General features: G+C 57.9%; 18 protein-coding genes. 8 read left to right on the forward strand and 10 right to left on the reverse strand.

Translation table 11 applies throughout. From position 1 onward, the window contains the following. Positions 1-402: 402 nt before the first annotated feature. Positions 403-1551, reverse strand: a complete 1149-nt coding sequence (locus tag IB246_RS20670; protein WP_008044105.1) for an aldose epimerase family protein — start codon at positions 1549-1551, stop codon at positions 403-405. A 248-nt stretch (positions 1552-1799) separates the two neighbouring features. Here IB246_RS20670 and IB246_RS20675 point away from each other — a divergent pair, with 248 nt between their 5' ends. Together IB246_RS20675 and IB246_RS20680 are read left to right on the forward strand one after the other, a co-directional pair. Further along, positions 1800-2549: a hypothetical protein gene (locus IB246_RS20675; protein WP_008044104.1), complete on the forward strand. Its 750-nt coding sequence runs from the start codon at positions 1800-1802 to the stop codon at positions 2547-2549. Between the two features lie 204 nt (positions 2550-2753). Then, positions 2754-3539: a sulfite exporter TauE/SafE family protein gene (locus tag IB246_RS20680; RefSeq protein ID WP_008033636.1), complete on the forward strand. Its 786-nt coding sequence runs from the start codon at positions 2754-2756 to the stop codon at positions 3537-3539. A 25-nt stretch (positions 3540-3564) separates the two neighbouring features. On the opposite strand, the gene IB246_RS20685 is transcribed toward IB246_RS20680, so the two are convergent. From IB246_RS20685 to IB246_RS20695, 3 genes are all read right to left on the reverse strand, one after another. Further along, a complete protein-coding gene (locus IB246_RS20685; protein ID WP_225609109.1) occupies positions 3565-6402 on the reverse strand; it encodes an EAL domain-containing protein in 2838 nt (945 codons plus the stop codon). Positions 6403-7030: 628 nt separating this feature from the next. After that, positions 7031-7381, reverse strand: coding sequence for a hypothetical protein (locus IB246_RS20690; RefSeq protein ID WP_008044078.1), 351 nt, complete (start codon positions 7379-7381; stop codon positions 7031-7033). A 204-nt stretch (positions 7382-7585) separates the two neighbouring features. Continuing rightward, on the reverse strand, positions 7586-8449 hold the full coding sequence (locus tag IB246_RS20695; RefSeq protein WP_008044079.1) for a helix-turn-helix transcriptional regulator: 864 nt from the start codon (positions 8447-8449) through the stop codon (positions 7586-7588). Positions 8450-8601: 152 nt separating this feature from the next. Between IB246_RS20695 and IB246_RS20700 the strand changes: the two genes are divergently transcribed. Together IB246_RS20700 and IB246_RS29120 are read left to right on the forward strand one after the other, a co-directional pair. Next, on the forward strand, positions 8602-9321 hold the full coding sequence (locus tag IB246_RS20700) for a cysteine hydrolase (RefSeq protein WP_008044080.1): 720 nt from the start codon (positions 8602-8604) through the stop codon (positions 9319-9321). A 57-nt stretch (positions 9322-9378) separates the two neighbouring features. Beyond that, positions 9379-9612: a DUF2798 domain-containing protein gene (locus IB246_RS29120; RefSeq protein WP_081500232.1), complete on the forward strand. Its 234-nt coding sequence runs from the start codon at positions 9379-9381 to the stop codon at positions 9610-9612. A gap of 21 nt (positions 9613-9633) precedes the next feature. Here the strand turns inward: IB246_RS29120 and IB246_RS20710 are convergent, their stop codons facing one another. Next, complete coding sequence (locus tag IB246_RS20710; protein ID WP_008033652.1) at positions 9634-10002, reverse strand: VOC family protein; 369 nt, start codon at positions 10000-10002, stop codon at positions 9634-9636. Positions 10003-10178: 176 nt separating this feature from the next. Between IB246_RS20710 and IB246_RS20715 the strand changes: the two genes are divergently transcribed. Further along, a complete protein-coding gene (locus IB246_RS20715) occupies positions 10179-10727 on the forward strand; it encodes a DUF4174 domain-containing protein (protein WP_008044081.1) in 549 nt (182 codons plus the stop codon). A 183-nt stretch (positions 10728-10910) separates the two neighbouring features. Here IB246_RS20715 and ampC read toward each other — a convergent pair whose 3' ends face one another. Continuing rightward, the gene (ampC, locus tag IB246_RS20720; protein ID WP_008044082.1) at positions 10911-12077 is read right to left on the reverse strand and encodes a class C beta-lactamase; all 1167 of its coding nucleotides are present in this window, start codon (positions 12075-12077) and stop codon (positions 10911-10913) included. Between the two features lie 159 nt (positions 12078-12236). Here ampC and IB246_RS20725 point away from each other — a divergent pair, with 159 nt between their 5' ends. Continuing rightward, complete coding sequence (locus IB246_RS20725) at positions 12237-13118, forward strand: LysR family transcriptional regulator (protein WP_008044083.1); 882 nt, start codon at positions 12237-12239, stop codon at positions 13116-13118. Between the two features lie 130 nt (positions 13119-13248). Here IB246_RS20725 and gudD read toward each other — a convergent pair whose 3' ends face one another. Then, positions 13249-14592: a glucarate dehydratase gene (gene gudD, locus IB246_RS20730; protein WP_008044644.1), complete on the reverse strand. Its 1344-nt coding sequence runs from the start codon at positions 14590-14592 to the stop codon at positions 13249-13251. Positions 14593-14616: 24 nt separating this feature from the next. Continuing rightward, on the reverse strand, positions 14617-15963 hold the full coding sequence (locus tag IB246_RS20735) for an MFS transporter (protein ID WP_008044642.1): 1347 nt from the start codon (positions 15961-15963) through the stop codon (positions 14617-14619). Positions 15964-16244: 281 nt separating this feature from the next. On the opposite strand from IB246_RS20735, the gene IB246_RS20740 reads away from it, so the two are divergent. Further along, on the forward strand, positions 16245-16961 hold the full coding sequence (locus tag IB246_RS20740; protein WP_008033665.1) for a FadR/GntR family transcriptional regulator: 717 nt from the start codon (positions 16245-16247) through the stop codon (positions 16959-16961). A 100-nt stretch (positions 16962-17061) separates the two neighbouring features. Here IB246_RS20740 and IB246_RS20745 read toward each other — a convergent pair whose 3' ends face one another. Then, positions 17062-17970 (reverse strand): DMT family transporter, encoded by a 909-nt coding sequence (locus tag IB246_RS20745; protein WP_008044640.1) that lies wholly within the window; start codon positions 17968-17970, stop codon positions 17062-17064. Between the two features lie 96 nt (positions 17971-18066). Between IB246_RS20745 and IB246_RS20750 the strand changes: the two genes are divergently transcribed. Next, positions 18067-18930 carry a LysR substrate-binding domain-containing protein gene (locus IB246_RS20750; RefSeq protein ID WP_008033671.1) on the forward strand — a complete coding sequence of 288 codons (864 nt, stop codon included), beginning with the start codon at positions 18067-18069 and terminating at the stop codon, positions 18928-18930. A gap of 153 nt (positions 18931-19083) precedes the next feature. On the opposite strand, the gene yegQ is transcribed toward IB246_RS20750, so the two are convergent. After that, positions 19084-20409, reverse strand: a complete 1326-nt coding sequence (gene yegQ / locus IB246_RS20755; RefSeq protein ID WP_008033673.1) for a tRNA 5-hydroxyuridine modification protein YegQ — start codon at positions 20407-20409, stop codon at positions 19084-19086. Positions 20410-20526 lie beyond the last annotated feature (117 nt).

Genomic DNA, 20526 nt, shown 5'->3' on the forward strand with positions numbered 1-20526 from the left:
CTGAATGAACGCGTCGCCCAGACGTTTTTCGCCGGCAAGCCGGCTCCTACAGGGATCGCGTGCGCTTTTGATTTCCACCACTCATCAGGCCGAGCGTTAGCTCGCCTTCCGCTTTTGATCCGAGCGCCCCCTCGAGAGGCCGAGTGGAGGTTCTGCGCAGTGGGCAACCCGGCATGGATGCCGGGTTAGCCGCGCACGGCCAGGGATGGCCGATCGCGGCGGGCCCACGGAGCAGGACCGGAGCGAGGGCATGGCGAGCATTAGCGAGCCACCGAACGAAAGGGGCAAGAGCCCTTGGTTACTTGGGGCTCTTCCAAGTGACTCGCCGTAAGGGCGAAACCACGATCAGCCATCACCGAAATAATGGATATTCACCCAAGCGCCGATGCCCCCCCCAACGTCTTACCGAGCAGAAAACTTCAACACAGTACTCTGGGTATACGTCTTGCCCGGATCCAGTCGCGTAGACGGGAAGTTCGGCTGATTGGGCGCGTCCGGGTAATGCTGGGTTTCCAGAGTGAACGCGCTCCAGTGTGCGTAAGTCTTGCCGGCCTTGCCCTTGACCGAGCCATCAAGGAAGTTGCTGGTATAGAACTGCACGCCAGGCTCAGTGGTATAGAGCTGCAAACGACGCCCAGACTGCGGGTCGCTGACATCGGCAGCCAGTTTGCCGAGGTCCCCCTTGGCATCCAGCACCCAGTTGAAATCGAAGCCACCCTGTTTCGGCTCAGCGAATTTCAGCTGCGGATGATCCGCCTTGATGTGTTTGCCAATGGCGGTGGGTTGGGTGAAGTCCATCGGCGTACCGGTCACCGGAGCCAGCTCGCCGGTAGGAATCAACTTACCGTTGACCGGCGTGTAGTGACTGGCGTGCAAGGTTGCGACCTGTTGCAACACGTCGCCGTTACCCGCGCCGGCCAGGTTGAAGTAGCTGTGATTGGTCAGGTTCAGCACCGTCGGTTTGTCGGTGGAGGCCTTGTACTCAATGCGCAGCTCGTTGTTTTCGTTGAGGCTGTAGGTGACCTCGGTTGTCAGGTTGCCAGGAAAACCCATTTCGCCGTCCGCCGACAGGTATGTCAGCGTCACGCCCACTGAATCCTTGCCCTTCGCCGGTTTGGCTTTCCAGACATGTTTGTCAAAACCCTGCGGGCCGCCGTGCAGTGAATTCGAGCCGTCATTTTGCGGCACCTGAAAGCGCTTGCCATCGATTTCGAACGCACCGTTAGCCAGGCGATTACCGAAGCGCCCGATGGTCGCGCCGAAGTAGGCCTTGCCGCTCTGATAGCCCTGTACGTTGTCGAAGCCGAGCACCACGTCTTCGAGCTTGCCGTTTTTGTCCGGCACGGCAAGCGACTGCAGCGTCGCTCCGTAGGTGATCACGGTGGCCTGCATGCCGTGGCTGTTACGCAACACGTATTGTTCGACGGCTGTGCCGTCATTGGTTTTGCCGAAGGCTTTATGTTCGCTGGACAGACCATTGGCCTGTGCGGTGAGGGTGGCGATCATCAGGGACAGCCCAAGGGCGTAGTGCGGGTATCTGGAGTGAAGCATGGGTTACCTTCCTTTTTATTGTTTTTTAAAAGTAGTCATACTAAATGTCGATTATTAATTCGACAGGGAAGGATTTATAGCTGAATCGTGCGACGTTGCAATTAAAAAGTATGACTAATGAGTAATCCCCTTCACTTTGTTGGGAAAGGGCGGACTGCAGGTTCTGCACTTTTTCGCAATCCACGGCTCTACCCTTGGTCAGCCTGCGGCGATCCCCTCCGCCGGCCCATGCCCAAGTTCAAGCACCCATGGCCCGAGTTTTACCCCTCACCGCTGTGCACATCCGCCGCCATTGCCTGCTGCTCGCCGTGCTGTCGATGCTCTTCACGACCGGTTGCAGTCAGCAGCAGGGCCGGGACATCGTCAGCCAGTTTCGTGAAGGCAGGCCCCAGGAATTCCTCCAGACCAGCGTCGACCGCATGGCCACCCTGGCGATGCGCGACAACCTCGACAGCCTTTACCTGCTGATGGGCAAGCTCTACCTGCGCAACCCGCAGGAGCTGAAGAAGTCCGGATTCCTCGACGCCCGCACCGCCGGCAAACAGGTGCGCCTGGCCATCGAACAGCAACAACCGCTGCCGACGCTGGGGGGCAAGAAGGATCTGGCAGCGCTGAATTACGCCATGAGCCCGGAGTTCCTCGGCGACCGGGTCGGCGCTTTCATCTACGCCATCGGCAGCATGCTGGTCACCGCTCACGGCAATCGGCTGGAGTTTTACATGACCGATGCGATCAACCCGGTCTTCGTCAGCAACGCTGCGCGCAACATCGAGAAAGCCACCTGGATCCTCAGCCAGCGGCAAAACAAAAACGGCGAGCCCTTGCTGTTTTCCAACGAGATCTCGGAGGAGGGCAGCAACCTGAGTTTTGCCGTGGAGTTCGGCAAGATCGTCGCGCGCCTGGACCTGCTGACCCAGATGCTGGACGAGCGCTACCGGCGGATCGGCCTGAACTACGCACAGAGCCTGTTGTTCCTCAATTTCCTCCCCGTCCAGTAAACCCCGACCTTGTAGGAGCCAGCTTGCTGGCGATTGCGGTGTGTCAGTCAAATCAATGTTGTAGAAATTCCGCTATCGCCGGCAAGCCGGCTCCTACAAGGAATGCACGACAGGAATAACGATAGACCGCATCGATATAAGTAGTTATAAGAAAAATCGCTATGCTGCGGGCCAGTTTTTTCATGCGTTTTTGTGGGCGTGTTAATGGATTTCGTTAACTTCGGTTTGGTTGTGGCAGGTTTGGTGGTGGGGTTCATTGTCGGCATGACCGGCGTGGGCGGCGGCTCGCTGATGACGCCGATCCTGCTTTGGTTCGGCATCAACCCGGCGACAGCGGTGGGTACGGACCTGCTGTACGCCGCGATTACCAAATCCAGTGGTGTGCTGGTACATCGCAAGAACAAGAACATTGACTGGGCCATTACCGGTTGGCTGACGCTCGGCAGTGTGCCGGCCGTCGCGCTGACGTTGTGGTTCCTGAGCAGTTTGCAAACGTCCCCCGACGCGATGAACGCCATCATCAAACAGGCGCTGGGCTTCGTCCTGTTTGCCACGGCACTGGCGATTTTCTTCAAGAAACGCCTGCTCGACTTCGCCCACAAACGCGCCGGTGGCACCTACAACCCAAGCGGCAAACGCTTGAATGGGCTGACCGTGATCACCGGCCTGATCCTCGGCACCATGGTCGCCCTGACCTCCATCGGCGCGGGCGCCCTGGGCACTGTGGCGCTGTTCATCCTGTATCCGCTGTTGCCTACCCGCCGCCTCGTCGGCACGGAAATCGCCCACGCCGTACCGCTGACCCTGGTCGCCGGTCTCGGCCATGCGAGCATGGGCAACATGGATTGGCATGTGCTGGGCTACTTGCTGGTCGGTTCGCTGCCGGGGATTTACCTGGGCAGCCACCTGACCGGCCGCATCTCGGATGAGGTGTTGCGCCCGTGCCTGGCGACGATGCTGGTGCTGATCGGCTACAAACTGGCGTTCTAGGTTCTGTACGACATCCCTTGAAATCTCACAGCAAGCTCTTGGGAGCCGAGATTCGGTAGCGTTCGCTTTCATCGCTGGAAAGGAATCTCTCACGGATCCATTGAGCCAAATCCTGTGGGGCCAAAGGGCGCGAGAAACAATAACCTTGCGCTATCTGGTATCCCTGGCCTCGAAGGATTTCAAGCTGCGCATTGGTTTCAACACCCTCGGCAACAATGTTCAATTGCAAGCTCTTGCAGATCCCGGCAATCGACTGCGCCAGCGTCCGGGCGCTTTCACTTTTTTCGATATCGTCGATAAAACTCTTGTCCAGCTTGATGGTGTCCACGGGCAATCGCAGCAAGTAGCTCAGGCTGGAGTAACCGGTGCCAAAATCGTCAATGGATAAGCTGACGCCTAATTGACGGACCTCGGTAATGACCGATATGACATTGTCGGTGGCGTCCAGTATGAAGTCTTCCGTGACCTCCAGCGTCAAGCAGGAGGGTAGGAGCCCATGCTTTGTCAGCAGTGATTGGATGAGATCAATAATGGCTCTGTCGCGAAAGGCGACGGGGAAGATGTTTACCGACATGCGAGGCACGGCAAGTCCCAAGTCGCGCCATTGAGCCATCTGCCGGCAGGCTTCGGTGAGTACCCATTGATTGAGCTTGGGCATCAATCCTGCCTCGCGCACCAAGGGGATGAATCGATTTGGAGGGATGTTTCCAAGCTCCGGATGACACCAGCGGGCAAGTGCCTCGACACCAAAAAGTTGGTTGTCGTCGAGCGCTATCTGGGGCTGGTAATGCAGCGTCAGCTGATTGGACTCCAGGGCATTCTCGAGGGCCAGGCTCAGTGTCAGTTCGTCATTGGTTGAATCGTTGATCACCTGGTCGAACACTTCAATTGCCTGGCGGCCTGCGGACTTGGCTTTGTACATCGCCTGATCGGCATGCAAAAGCAGCGAGTGAATGTCGTTACCGTGGTCTGGATAAATACCAATACCAATGCTGGCCGAGGGCGCAATTTTTACATCGGCCAACATCATGGGTTCCGATAGTTTGCTGAGCATTCTTTCTGAAAAGGCAATCGCCTGTTCAGCGCTGGAGGGAGACAGAATAATGACGAATTCATCTCCTGAAAGCCGGCTGACAAAGTCGTTGCCCCTCACAGAACCCTGAAGCCTCCTGGCTATTTCAGACAGAAGCAAATCCCCGGCAGCATGCCCAAGTGAGTCATTGATTTGCTTGAACTTATTAATGTCGATGAACAACACGGCCATTGATGATTGCGAGCGCTGAGCATTGGCAATCATTGAGTTTGCTTTCATCATCAACAGTCGCCGATTGGGCAACATCGTCAGGCTGTCATAATAGGCCAGTCGTTCAATATCGTTGATAAAGCTGTCCCTCTCGAGGGCGAGTGCGCACAGCTTCAGGCTGGTTTCAAGCAGCCGGTGATGTTGGACCGCAGGGAGGTGATTTTCACGGTAGTAAAGGGTAAATGTGCCTAAACAACGTCCGTTGTTGGAGCGAATGGTGTTAACCCAACCAGCTGTGAAACCGAACGATTGCGAGAGTTTGTGATCGATGCAATCGCCCTGGTCCGATGCAGGGTCAGTGAAATTCAGCATCATGCTTTCTTTCACGTCCATTTTTTTCAGGATGGACCTTTCGGCAAGGCTTTCCAGTGACTGAATCAACCCGGCCGGCAGGTTGAATTCCGCCACCAGTGGAAGGCAGCCCTGCTCATCAAATTGTCTTATTGAAACGCCGATTTCAGGAGCGATACGACCTATCTCCAGACAAATCAACTTCATGATGTCGGGAAGTGGCTCTTCGCGGGCCATGGCACTGAGGACCTTGAACTGCAACTCGTCGTTCATCTTGGCTTCGGTGATGTCCGTCACAATAGCCACGACGTCCTGCTGAACACCCTGTGGGTCGAGCACCGGATTGGCGACCACGCGTACCCATAATGGATTCTTTGATTTGTTGTAGACCAGTAATTCAGTGGTATGGCTTTGTCCTTTCTGGATACTGTTTCTGAAAGAAAGGACTGCTTCCTGATCCGTATGGCGGCCATAAAATACCTCGTCCGGTTTTTTCCCCACCAGGTCTGATATTTCATAACCCAGCATGCGCACAAAACCCTCGTTTACATAGGTAATTATGCTGTCCGGATTGGTGACGATAATTGCACTGTCAGTTCGATTGACGGCAATTTTTAGAAGTCGACTCTTCTCTACTTTCTTTATGATGTACAACAGGAAGAATGTTGTTGCTAATACCATGAGAAGTATCATTGCAGCGGCGGCGATGTATATTTTAAATCGATCACCCATGGACTGAAGTGAAGTCTGACTGATGCTGTTTCCGTATTTTATGAAGTTTTTTTGTTCCAGAAGGAGTTGCTCTTGAATGTCCTGTACCGGCTGAGCGAGTGCCCATTGGACGTCGCCAGCGCCCGTGTACTTGACCAATTGATTGAGCACCTCCACATAACGTGAATACACGTCTTTTAAAGCCTGGACTCGGATGTGATTTTCTTCATCAACCTTTGTGTGTGTGAGGAAGCGGTCAAACGATTTATTCGCCAGTGTCAGTTCCGCGCGGGCGTGTTGCACCATTTCATGCGGAATTTTATTAAACAGTACGATGCGGGTGTTGGCTCGCGACAGGGAGAGGCGTGCCTCCATCAAGTGTTGAACTGTTTCCGCCACTGCGTCGACTTGATCGACAGCGACACTTGATAGGGTTCCAATGCTCGATTGGTTGCTGCTCACTAACCATAAGCTGAGGACTAAAGTTGCACACTGGAATACCAGCGCAGTCGTCAGGATCGTCCTCAAACCATAAGGCAGTGCAAGCTTGCGAAGCAAATAATCCTCCTCTGTCTCGGACAGATAGGGAAAAGTTAGTAAAGGGAGCATCCAGGCAGAAAGTGCCTGGCTGGCAGTTCATGATTGTACGAAAGGAATTCAGTGTTCGGAGCTGTACCGGATGATGTCAGGAAAAGTCGCAACAAGGTGTCGCCGGGCTTTTCTTTTCAAGGGAGAGAGAGCCGCTTTTCCGAGGTTGCTGGCCAGGGGCCATTAAGGCGGGGAATTTTATAAGAAAGTAGTGTTGAATTGAAATGCTTAAAACGTGACGACGAGGATAATTTTTGCTGTCTTTGTTGGCCGAATGGTCAGGAAAGCAAATAAAAGTGCTTGTGTGTTAGATGCTTATCCATATTTGTCTGACAGCCGGCTATGAAGTTGCTGTTTTTTTGCATTGCCTTGGATGAAGCGACTTTTGCGGCTGATACCTATCGTTAGATCGATGAGTATTCATTGCGATGATTATCATCAAGAGGGTGTTTGCGGTGTTCCGCAGCCTTTAAGGATAAAGCGCGGTGTAAGAAAAAAGGGCAGACGAGATGCGGCTCGTCCACCCTCGAAAACGAGAAAAAAAAGAGGAACCGACCCATGGCCGGATCCCAAAAAGAAGTTCGTGGTGATGGCAGGATCAACTGTCCTGACGCACCAGGCGCGGGCCTTTGCGCGTCACTTGCTGACCTGGTTCGAAGTGGGCATTGGGCGAGCGAACAGTGCTGATTTCGCCCTGGGCGTCCTTCACTTCATAAGCGGTTTCCGTGAGACCGGCCGCTTCCTGAACCGCGCTGCCGGCAAAGAATCCGACACCGGCACCGATGAGCGCTCCAATCGGGCCACCCACAGCGCCGACCATCAATCCCGTCACGGCACCGGCGCCCTTGCCAGCGGTGGTATCAGGCACCTCACGGACGACCTGATCGGCCATGCACACGGGTGAGAGCAACAGGCAAAGCGTAAAGCTGAGGGGCATGGAACGAGACATGATGATTTCCTGCTTTGGAGGCATTTCCAAAACCAATTCATGAATCGTGCCAGTTTATTTATTGTTATATATCAACAAGATAGGATTGTGTGTTGTCATATATACAACGGCTGTTAAGAGTCAATATGACTCGATAGGTAGTCATAAAGACTTCATTTTGGTTAGGCGATCCTTGCTCTGTTACGCCTGTGAAACCAGAAAATCTTATGCCGGCTGCACGTGTGCGGTCACCAAGGGTGCTTCTGCACTGGCATCGCGTTTCAGCCACTCGGCTGGAGGACAACCAATGACGTTCAGAAAGCTTTTCGAAAAAGACGCCTGCGAGCTGTAACCGACCGACTCGGCGATCACCTTGATCTGAACACCGTCACGAAGCATGTCCTGAGCCACCTTCATCCTCCATGCGGTGACGTACCCCATAGGCGACTGCCCCATTATCTGAGTGAAGCAGGCAGAAAATTTCGACCTGGACATGTTTGCCAGGCTCGCCAGTTTCTCGACGGTCCAAAGCTCATCCGGCACTGAATGGATGCTGTTGAATACCGCGCCGAGGCGCCCATCCTGCAGGGCATAGAGCAATCCACTGGATATCAGTCCGTCTGCAACGGCGCGTCGCACGATCAGGACAAATATGTATTCCAACAGCAGATTCAGCGCTTTGGTCCTTCCAGCCTCCTGATCCCGAAACTCGGCGAGTAACGCGCCAATAACCGGGTCGAGATTCTCCAGCTCTCTGAATGGGAAGATCAGGGTTTCTTTGAGCCCGAGAGGGAAGGGGTGTTGTGTGTTTCGCCCAAATTGAAATGAGGCGCAAATCAGTTCTGCCCCCTCGATCGTATTGGAGCGCAGTTGATACCGGCAACTGCTCGGACAGAACAGCACGCTGGGCTCGGCAATGGAAATCTTTGGTAACCCAGGCTGAACCATGTCGATACCGCCCTGGCTGATGACATGGATGAACGCCATGCCTGGCGGCTTATCGAGGACAAGAGTGCCGTCGACCCGACCAGAGAAGAAAAGCCTGCCCTGAAGGTTCGTGCGTTCGAAGAATTCGGACAGGATATCCATGATAGCGACGACCAGATAAAGACTCTGTACGTGCTGACAAAGTCGGATCAGAAGGTGTGGATAGGATGAAGTTCTCGCCGATGGTAAGCAACGGCCCGCAGGGGCGCCATGGCATAGAGCAACTTTATTACCCACGATCGGAGTCTATTGGCATGAGCAACGACACAACACGCCTCGCACATTACGCAGATCCAGCCAGCCCTGCGCTGCCAAATCCAGGTATGAAAATTGACCTTTCCCGCACTGCGCTGGTCGTCATCGACCCCCAAATCGACTTCCTCAGCCCTGAGGGTGTGAGTTGGGATGTGTTTGGCAAGAGCATCGTCGAGCACGATGTGGTCAATCACCTCGGTCAGTTGTTCGCAGCCGCCAAAGGTGCGGGCATCACGGTCGCTGTCTCCCCGCACTACTACTATCCGTGCGACCACGAGTGGAAATTCGGCGGGCCGCTGGAAAAGGTCATGCACAGCATCTGCATGTTCGATCGCAAGGGCCCGTTGACCCTCGACGGTTTCGAGAACTCCGGTGCGGACTTCATGCCCGAGTTCAAGCCATACATTCTCGACGGCAAAACCATCATCGCTTCGCCACACAAGGTCTACGGCCCGGAAACCAATGACTTGGCGCTGCAGCTGCGCAAGCACGGTGTATCGCAAATTATTCTGGCGGGTATGGCGGCCAACCTTTGCGTCGAGTCGCACCTGCGTGAATTGCTGGAGCAAGGTTTCGAGGTGGCGGTGGTGCGTGATGCTACCGCCGGCCCGACCACCCCGGAAGGGGACGGTTACCTGGCCGCGCTGATCAACTTCCGTTACATCGCCAACGCTCTGTTGACGACTGCGCAGACTGTTGAATTGCTCCAAGCCAAGTAAGGTCCATGCAAGCCGGCTGCTCGCCACTTGCGACGCAGCCGTCTGGGAGTACCGGAAATGCCCAAGCTCCATCGGCGATTTCGCCAGCGAACTTCTGCGGTGATCCAGTCCGCAATCACCTGCGCTATTGCTACGGCCATAGCCAGCCCTTCAAGCCTTTCGGCCAGCCAGTTACTGTCGTATGGATTAAAAGCCTGGCTGGTTGCCTGGATGACCATTGTGCCATTCGTGTTACTTGCGACACCGCTGATAAGGCGGCTAACGTCCTTTGTGGTGCAAGAAGATCCTTAAGATGCCCGGCAGCATTGTTTGTCATTCCCGGGTGAAAATCTCCAGCAGATGCCCGTCCGGGTCATCGAAATACACGCGCCTGCCACCCCCATAATCGTTGATCTGTTGCGGCTGCTGTTTGCAGGGATCAGCCCACCACGCTTGCTGCCTGGCTTGCAGGCGAGCGAACGCCGCATCGAAATCGTCGTCGCTGACCAGAAACGCATAATGCTGAGAGGCAATCGGCGGGTCATTGTCGTAGTAGTCCAGCGACACGCCGTTTTCGAGTTTCACAATCAACATCGGCCCGAAGGGTTCGGGGGCGGGCAAGCCGAGAATCTCGACCAGAAACGACGCGGATATCTGTTTGTTTCGGCACCAGACGATGGTGTGATTCAGCTGAGCGCTCATGGCGGGATCCTCACGGCGGTTCAGGTGTATATCGAGTCTTGAGATTAGCTCAGCCTGTTGCGCAATGACCGCCCTGACCTAAGCTTGGGTCAAGGCGAAACACAATTGCGGTGCGACCCCGGAACGAACGCCGCGATGCGCAATCATTAGAGCGTGGATATCAAAAGGAGATGCGCATGCTCATCAGGTCATTGACCCTGACAACCCTGCTGGCTTTCGCCGGCCCCTTGCTCGCCGCCGATGGCGACTCACCGCTGGACATGGACAAGGGCAGGTCCCGGCCGCTGATTGTCATCGCGCCAAGCACGGTCGACCCGGCGTGGGTCAGCCTGAAAAAGTCACTGGATGAGCCGGCCAATCGCAAGGAATTCACCGACCGGAACATGGTTCTGTACACCGTCCTCAACCTGATGGGTCAGCGCGAAGGCAAAGACCTCGGGCCACAAGACACGGCAGCCTTGATCCGTTCGCTCAAGTTGGGGGCAGGGGCCAAGACCAAGGTGATTCTGGTCGGCAAGGACGGCGAAAAGAAACTCGAGCAATCGGACGCGGTTGATCTGAAGACGATTTTCAGTACGGTCGACCAGTTGCCGTCCACCGAGAAAGAAGCCACGGTGCCAACCCCGCCACCCGTCACAGAGGCCGCACCGCCTAACGGCGCCAAGGGGGCGAAACCGGGCAAACCGGCGAAGCCGACCAAGCCACCGGAAATGCCTGACGATTGAAGGCGTAGATGGCCACGCGCTAACAAAAATGGGCGACCTCAACAGGTCGCCCATTTTTTTTTTTGCCTGCGCCAATCCTTGTAGGAGCAAGCTTGCTCGCGATGAGGGCGTAACATTCGAAACCCCGTTCGCCTGACACACCGCAATCGCGAGCAGGCTCGCTCCTACAGGGGGGGGCGTAGGTTATTGAGTCAATGTGCTCAACACTGCATGGGCGATTTTGACTCGCTCCGGGTTCGGGTAGTTTTTGTTGGCCAGGATCACGATGCCGATGTCCTTCGAGGGCACGTACGCCACATACGCACCGAAGCCACCGGTGGAGCCGGTCTTGTTGATCAACACGTTGTCCGGTTGAGCTTGCGGCGGGTTCAGCCACTGGACTTTGTGCGCTTCCATCGCCATCGGCGACGAGTTGCCGGCGAGCAATTTATCGAGGGTGATCGGGTAGTGGTAAAACTCCCAGCCCAGCCCCTGGGTCATGTCGCCGACCGTGTAGTAACCGGCATGCGTCGTGGCGATGGCTTGCTGCATCGGCGCTTCAAGGCCAGACGGTTTGATGTTCGCCTCGACGTAGCGAAGCAGGTCCGAAGCGCTGGTTTTTACGCCATACGCTTCTGAGTCCAGCGCGCCCGGCTCGACCCGCACCGGTTTGTCTTCCTTGGTGTAACCCTGAGCGTAAAGCGCCATCTGATCCTGCGGCACCTTGAGGTAGGTGTGCTGCAACCCGAGTTTGGGCAGCACGGTCTTTTCCATCAACTCATCAAACGGCTGGCCCATGCTGTTGGCCGCCAGATACCCGAACAATCCCAGGCTCGGGTTCGAATACAGTCGATGGCTGCCGGCGGTATAAGCCGGTTTCCACTGTTTGAAATAGCCGAGCATCTTGTCGGCTGCATCGGCATTGTCGGGGAATTGCAGCGGCAGGCCGCCGGCGGTGTAGGTGCCCAGTTGCAGCACGCTGACGTGATCGAACGCGCTGCCGCGCAATGCCGGCAGGACATGGCTGGCCTTGTCCGACAGGGACAGTTTGCCGCTGGCCTGGGCGTAGGCGGCGAGGGTGGCGGTGAAGGTTTTGCTTACCGAACCAATCTCGAACAGGGTGCTTTCGGTGACAGGCGTGCCGGTTTCCTTCGAGGCCGCGCCGTAGTTAAAGTAATGCTGCTTGCCATTCACGGTGATCGCGACGGCCATGCCGGGAATGTTCTGTTGCTGCATGACCGGGGCAACCGCGGCATTCACCGCGGCTTCGATCTGCGCGTCCGTCTGATTCCCGGCAACGCAGTAACCTGCATTGAGGAGCAGTCCGAAAGCGCTGCAGGATAAGACCTTGCCGAATGTTGAGTTGTGCATGATTGAGCCACTGTCCATGAGATTTGATGATTAAACCCGCTACACTCCGAGCGGTTTATGAATCGGGCCGTCGCTGGGCGTGCCAAATCTATTCAGTTCGCCGTGCTTCGACAAACGACAATATCTCGGCTTAGCCATTAGAAAAATTTGGGAGTTGGCATGATCCGCCCGCAATTACCGCTCAACGCACTGCGCGACTTCGAGGCCTCGGCGCGTCATCTGAGTTTTACACGGGCGGCGGTGGAGTTGTGCGTCACGCAAGCCGCGGTGAGTCATCAGGTCAAAAGCCTGGAAGCCCAACTCAACGTCACCCTGTTCAAACGCCTGCCACGCGGGCTGATGCTGACCAGTGAGGGGGAGACCTTGTTGCCGGTGCTGCGCGAGTCCTTCGATCGAATCGCCGAAACCCTGGAGCGTTTCGAAGGCGGGCATTTTCGTGAAGTGTTGACGGTGGGCGCAGTGGGGACGTTTGCGGTCGGCTGGCTATTGCCGCGACTGGCGGACTTTCAGGCGAAACATCCGTTCATAGATTTGCGCCTGTCGACCCACAACAATCGAGTGGACGTTGCGGCTGAAGGGCTGGATTACGCGATTCGCTTTGGCGCGGGAGCGTGGCACGGGATTGAAGCGGTCAGGTTGATCGAAGCACCGTTGTCGGTGTTGTGCGTGCCCGAGATTGCCCGGCAACTGCACGCGCCGGACGATCTGTTGCAGCAAACGCTGTTGCGTTCCTATCGCACGGATGAGTGGCCCGAATGGTTTCAGGCTACCGGCCTGCCTGCCCATGCCGCGCCGCCTCGCAGCATCGTCTTTGATTCCTCGCTGGCGATGATGGAGGCGGCGTTGCAAGGTGCGGGTGTGGCCTTGGCGCCGCCGTTGATGTTCGCCCGGCAACTGGCGGCGGGAGTCATCGAGCAACCGTTCGCCATCGGCATCACCACCGGCAGCTACTGGCTGACCCGCTTGCAGTCGCGGCCCGAAACATCGGCGATGGCGGCGTTCAAAGGGTGGTTGTTGCAGGCTGCGCAGATGAACGATTGAACACCGCATACCCCTGTAGGAGCAGAGCTTGCTCGCGAAGGCGGTCTCTCAGTCACGTCGATGCAAGATCTGCCGCCGCCTTCGCGAGCAAGCTCTGCTCCTACAGGGGTATGCGGTGTTCTCCAGGGTTTTAGCGCACCAGGCTCGGCCGCTTGTTATCGAATTTCCATCCCGGAATCAGAAACTGCATCGCCACGCTGTCATCCCGCGCACCCAGCCCCATGCCTTTGTACAGCTCATGGGCCTTGGCCAGTTGATCCATGTCCAGCTCAACCCCGAGCCCCGGTTTCTTCGGCACTTGCACGCAACCGTCGACGATTTGCAGCGGCGCTTTGGTCAGGCGCTGGCCGTCCTGCCAGATCCAGTGGGTGTCGATGGCGGTGATTTCACCCGGTGCGGCGGCTGCGACGTGGGTGAACATCGCCAGGGAAATATCGAAGTGGTTGTTGGAGTGCGAGCCCCATGTCAGGCCCCATTCGTGGCACATCTGCGCCACACGAACCGAACCCTGCATCGTCCAGAAGTGCGGGTCGGCCAGCGGGATGTCCACCGATTGCAACTGGATCGCGTGGCCCATTTCCCGCCAGTCGGTGGCGATCATGTTGGTCGCGGTTTTCAGGCCGGTGGCACGGCGGAATTCGGCCATGACTTCCCGGCCTGAATAACCGTTTTCCGCACCGCACGGGTCTTCGGCATAAGCGAGGACGTGATGCTGATCGCGGCACAAACGGATCGCTTCTTTCAGCGACCAGGCGCCATTCGGATCAAGGGTGATGCGCGCGTCGGGAAAGCGTTCGGCCAGCGCGGTGACCGCTTCGATTTCTTCGTCGCCACTCAGCACGCCGCCCTTGAGCTTGAAGTCCTTGAACCCGTAGCGGGCGTGGGCGGCTTCTGCCAGGCGCACCACGGCGTCGGCGGTCATGGCTTTCTCGTGGCGTACGCGGAACCAGTCGTTGTCGGCGTCCGGTTCGCTGCGATAAGCCAGATCGGTAGCGTTGCGATCACCGACATAAAACAGATAACCGAGCATCTTCACTTCATCGCGTTGCTGGCCTTCGCCGAGCAGCGCTGCGACGGGCACGTCCAGGTGCTGGCCGAGCAAATCGAGCAGCGCCGCTTCCAGGCCAGTCACCGCGTGAATGGTGATGCGCAGGTCGAACGTCTGCAAGCCGCGCCCACCGGCATCGCGGTCGGCGAAGGTCTGGCGCACCTGGTTGAGAATTCTCTGATAGGTGCCGATCGGGCTGCCGACCACCAGGCTGCGCGCATCTTCCAGAGTCTGGCGAATGCGCTCGCCGCCCGGCACTTCACCGACGCCGGTGTGCCCGGCGTTGTCCTTGAGGATCACGATGTTGCGGGTGAAAAACGGGCCATGGGCGCCGCTCAGGTTGAGCAGCATGCCATCGTGACCGGCCACCGGAACCACTTGCATGCTGGTGATGATCGGGGCTTTTGCAGTGTCTTGTTGGTTCATGTTCTTGTCCTTAAATAGCAGCGATCAGGCGTGGTTGGGCGTTGGTTTGCCCAGCGCAACGGCCGGTGCGGTTTTCGGTGTGTTGCGTGCAGCGAAGACGATGACCGCGGCGATGATCGAGGTCGCGGCCAACCCGTAAAGGCCGCCCTGAATCGAGCCGGTGTGTTGTTCCAGCAGGCCGAAAGTGGTCGGCGCGACGAAGCCGCCGAGGTTGCCCACCGAGTTGATCAGCGCGATCACGCCGGCGGCGATCCGTGCATCCAGGTACGCCTGGGGAATTGGCCAGAACAGTGAAGAAGCCGATTTGAACCCCAGTGCCGCGAAGCAGATCGCCACGAAAGCGAAGACCGGCCCGCCGGTGGTGGACATGAACATCCCCGCCGCAGCGATCAGCAGGGCAGCGGCGACCCAGGCTTGCTGGTGTTTCCATTTCGTCGAGAGCGATGCGAAGGCGTACATGCCGACAATCGACAGCAACCACGGGATCGAGTTGAACAGCCCGACCTGAACGTCGCTGAGGTCGCCCATCTTCTTGATGATGCTCGGCAGCCAGAAGGTCGCGGCATAAATGGTCAGCTGGATGAAGAAGTAGATCAGGCAGAACAGGATGATCTGGCGATCCTTGAGCAGCGTGCTCAGCGACGGTTTGATCGGCGTCGCGGCTTCGCGGGCCAGTTGCTCGTCATCGATGGCTTTGACCAGCGCGTCTTGCTCATCGCGGCTCAGCCATTTGGCGTCGTGGGGTTTGGAGTCGAGCCAGAACCAGACGAATACGCACAGCCCGACCGAGAACATGCCTTCAATGAAATACATCCATTGCCAGCCGTGCATGCCGAAGCCGCTGATTTGCAGGAGCAGGCCGGACAACGGGCCGGAGATCAGCGAGGCAATGGCCGAGCCGCTGAGGAAGATCGCGATGGCCTTGCCGCGTTCTACTCCGGGCAGCCAGCGCGTGAAGTAATAAATCACCCCGGGGAAGAAGCCGGCCTCAGCCACGCCCAGCAGGAATCGCAGGATGTAGAAGTGGGTTTCGTTCTGGATGAACGCCATGCAGGCGGCCACCAGGCCCCAGGTCAGCATGATGCGGGTCAGCCAGATTCGTGCGCCGACTTTTTGCAGGAGGATGTTGGAGGGGACTTCGAACAGCGCGTAGCCGATGAAGAACAGGCCGGCACCGAGGCCGTAGGCGGCAGCGCCAATGCCCAGGTCATGTTCCATGTGGGCTCGGACGAAGCCGATGTTCACGCGGTCGATGTAGTTGACGATGAACATGATGACGAACAGCGGCAGAACGTGGCGTTTCACTTTCGAGATGGCGGACTTCAGGACCGAATCGGCACCGTCGTGCATCCCGGATACGGATGTATTCACTTGGTTTTCTCCCACTGATTATTTTTATGCGGGGTGTTGCAGGTGTGGCGTTGTTGCTAGACATCATACAACTACATTTTTTTATCCTGCAAGAGGTAATGCTCAACAAAATAGTATGGTTAAGGTCATTTTTTATTCAGTTTAGGGGCGTTTGTACGCTTGGTTTTTGTCTTGGATGTCTGTTTTGTTGAGTGTTGTCATACAAGTTCGATGCGGTTTTCTTGAGAAACCGTTCGACCGCAGTGCTACGATCCGCTTAGCCCTGCTTTCGGATGATTGCCATGCAAGATGACCTCGACGCGCCTGCCCGCAAGCGCACTCACAACCTGGCCCATGACCTGGTCGCGAAACTGACCCAGAGCATCCTGCTCGGCCAGATGCTGCCGGGGGACAAGCTGCCGTCGGAGAACAGCATCGTTCAGGAGCACGGGGTCAGTCGCACCGTGGTGCGCGAGGCGATCTCGAAGTTGCAGGCGTCGGGGCTGGTGGAAACCCGGCACGGCATCGGCACGTTCGTCATCGAGCGCGCACCGGAGCAGGGGCTACGACTGAATGTCGATACCGCGCTGGGCGTGCGCAGCATTCTGGAGTTGCGCCTGGGCCTCGAAACCCAGGCCGCCGCACTGGCGGCGATTCGGCGCACGGACCCGCAATTGGCACAGATGCGCGAAGCGCTGGACGATTATCAAAGCCTGCTCGCCAATAACGACAGCTGCGTCGAAGCCGACAGGCGTTTCCATCTGCTGATCGCCGAGGCCACCGGCAATGTCTGCTTCACGGAAATCATGCAGCACCTGGGCAGCGCGATGATCCCCCGCACCCGCGTCAATGCGGCTGAACGTGGCGCGGCGGATTTGAGCAAGCTGGGGCAGTTGGCCAATCTGGAACACGAGGCGATTCTCAACGCGATCAAGCGTCAGGATGCGGACGCGGCGCGGGCGGCAATGTGGCTGCACCTGACCAACAGCCGGGACCGGTTTCTGGCGGATCGCGATTAACCGCCTTCGCGGAATCCGGCTGGCGCAGAACCGAACCGCGATCCCCTGTGGGAGCCGGCTTGCCGGCGAAGGCGCCAGCCCCATCACCACAAAACACCCATCAAACACCCGCCACCCGAATCGCCACCAACCGCCGCTCCAGATTCAACGCCAACACACTGACCAACACCACCGTCCCCCCGACAACGATCATCACCGTCGGCCGTTCCCCCAAGCCAAACGAGGCAATCGCCATGGCCGTCGGCGGCACCAGATACAGCGTCATCGTCGCCCGGCTCAAATCAACGTGAGTCAACACAAATGCCCAGGCCAGGTAGGCGAGCGCGCTCGGAAAAATGCCCAGCGTCAGCACTGCCAGTTGCACCTGCATCGGCGCGTTGACCACTTGTGCCGCCAACCCCGGCAGATAAACCAGTAACAACGCGGTCCCCGACCACACCGTGTAGCAGACCAGTGTCAGCCCGTCGTAACGCCCGGAGTGATGTTTCTGCAACGCGAAGTAGAAACTCCAGGACACCGCCGCCAGCAGAATCAACAGGCCATGGGCGTCGATGCTGCCCAGTCCGCGATCGCCCGCCACCACAATCACCACACCGATCAATCCCAGAAAAACACAGCCCCAGCGCCACGCGCTCACCTGGTCTTTGAACACGAAGCGCGCCAGCAGCGTGCTGAACAAGGGCGTCGATTGCGCGAGCACGCTGGACGCACCGGCGCTGACCCCTTGCTGACCAAAATTGATCGCCACGTGATGCAGGCTCACCGCAAAAAAGCCGAGGCCGAACAGCAGCGGCAAATCGCGAAGGGTCGGCAGGCTGATGCCTTTGAACACCGCAACCAGCGCCATGAACACCGACGCCAGCAGAAACCGCAGCAATGCCAGATGCCCGGGATCATAGGCTTGCAAGCCGATGTGAATTCCGGTCGGGGAATAGCCCCAGCACGCGACGACGAAGGCCATGGCCAGGATGATTTTGAGGGGGGGGGTGGCGGTTGAGAGCGCTTGCATGGTCGGGCACCTGTGGGCAGATGCTTCGAGTATCAGAACGCGGACCGTTCGCCACAACTGACTTATACTGCGCTGACCGTTCACTTTGGGTGATGTATGGAGCTGGCACAGATTCGCATGTTCAAAACCGTGGCCGACGTCGGCAGCATCGCCCGGGCGGCCGAGCTGTTGCATTGCGTGCCGTCGAACATCACGGCACGGATCAAGTCGCTGGAAGCGGAGTTGGGCGTCGCGTTGTTTATCCGCGAAGGCAGAGGGTTGCGCATCAGTCCGTCGGGGCAGACTTTTCTGGCCTACGCCTCGAAGATTCTTGCCATGACGGCTGAGGCCAAGCGGGCGGTCGACCCCGCCGCCGAACCGTCCGGCCCGTTGCGCATCGGCGCCATCGAATCGTCGGCCACCGGTCGCTTGCCGCGTTTGCTCGCCAAGTTCCACAAGCGCTATCCGGCGGTGGCGCTGGAGCTGACCACCGGCACGTGGGGCCAATTGCTCGATGACACCGCCAACCACCGGCTCGACGGCGCAATCGTCGCGGTGGATGTCGAGCGCTCACAACTCAAGCGCACGCCGATGTACCGCGAGGAGCTGCTGCTGATTGCCTCGACGTCGTTGGGACCGGTGCGCGAGATCGCCGATTTGCAGGACAAGACCGTGTTCATGTGGCCCCAGGGGTGTCCTTACCGTGCGGCGCTGGAACATTGGTTGTTGCGCCAGGGGCAGGCGCTGCCGATTGTCAGCCTGGCGAGTTACGGCGCGATTGTCGGGTGCGTCAGTGCGGGGGCGGGGGTCGCGCTGGTGCCCAAAGGGGTGTTCGATCAGTACGCCAAAGGCGCGGGGTGCGCGGGGTATGAGTTCCCTGAACTGACCGCCATCGACAACCTGTTTTACTGGCATGAAAACGCCGGGGTTCACCCGGCGCGAGAAGCGTTTGTGGCGATGTTGCGCGAGGAGTTCACGTAAGAACACCGCGCCCCCCTGTAGGAGCCGGCTTGCTGGCGATGCGTGCGACGCGTTCATTTGACAGACCGCGTCGCCTGGATCGCCAGCAAGCCGGCTCCTACAGAGGGCGCGGCGTTTCCCGAGATAGCGGTGATTCGCGGATTGGTTGGAAGATCACATCTCGCGCACATCCCGCATCAACAACCCGAAGCGCAAATCCACCGCATCCGGAATCGGCAGGTACACGGTGTGCCCATCCCCCGGCGCCACATCGATGGGTTGGCCTTTGACGTTCTGCAACTGATGCAAATCGAAGTGGAAGTTGCCCTTGGGCGTCATCAGTTCCATGTGATCGCCCAGGCCAAAACGGTTCTTCACTTTGACTTCCGCCAGCCGGTCGCGCCGCTCGCCGGTCAATTCACCGACAAATTGCTGCCGCTCTGACACCGAACTGCCGTTCTGATAATTCTGATATTCGTCATGCACGTGACGCCGCAGAAAACCTTCGGTGTAACCGCGCTGGGCGAGGGATTCCAGATCGGTCATCAGGCCCCGGTCGAAGTCGCGACCGGCCACCGCATCGTCGATCGCCCGGCGGTAAACCTGAGTGGTGCGCGCGCAGTAAAAGTGAGATTTGGTCCGGCCTTCGATTTTCAGCGAATGCACGCCCATCTGCGTCAGGCGCTCGACGTGCTGCACGGCGCGCAGGTCCTTGGCGTTCATGATGTAGGTGCCGTGTTCGTCTTCGAAGGCCGGCATCAGTTCGTCGGGGCGGTTGGCTTCCTGCAACAGGAACACTTGATCGGTGGGCGCGCCGATCCCCAGCGTCGGTTCGGGCTGGAAGGTCTGCACGATGTCGCCGAGCAGATTTTCCGTGGCTTCTTGCGCCGAGTACTTCCAGCGACAGGCATTGGTGCAACTGCCCTGATTGGCATCGCGTTTGTTCATGTAGCCCGACAGCAGGCAGCGGCCGGAATAGGCCATGCACAACGCGCCGTGGACGAACACTTCCAGTTCCATGGCGGGCACTTGCTGGCGGATTTCGGCGATTTCTTCCAGGGACAGTTCCCGCGACAGGATGATCCGGCTCAAGCCTTGTTGTTGCCAGAACTCGACACTCGCCCAGTTGACCGTGTTGGCTTGCACCGACAGGTGGATCGGCATCTGCGGAAAGTGCCGACGCACCAGCATGATCAGGCCCGGGTCGGACATGATCAGCGCGTCCGGTGCCATGGCAATCACCGGCTCCAGGTCCTTGAGGAAGGTTTTGAGTTTGGCGTTGTGCGGGGCGATGTTTACCACCACGTAAAAGCGCTTGCCCTGGGCCTGGGCCTCGCGAATGCCGAGCGCGAGGTTGGCGTGATCGAATTCGTTGTTGCGCACCCGCAGGCTGTAGCGAGGCTGACCGGCGTACACCGCGTCGGCGCCATAGGCGAAGGCATAACGCATGTTTTTCAGGGTGCCGGCGGGGGCGAGCAGCTCAGGTGTGAAAAGGGTCATGGGCGGGTCGATCGCAAAAGCCGGCGAGGATAATCGGCATGCCCGTGGCATTCATTGATCTGGATCTATGCTTGATGAACAAACGGATGGCACTCGCGCGAACCGTGGCGGACTAAG

The organism is Pseudomonas sp. PDM01, from assembly GCF_014852325.1.
Classification (GTDB): domain Bacteria; phylum Pseudomonadota; class Gammaproteobacteria; order Pseudomonadales; family Pseudomonadaceae; genus Aquipseudomonas; species Aquipseudomonas migulae.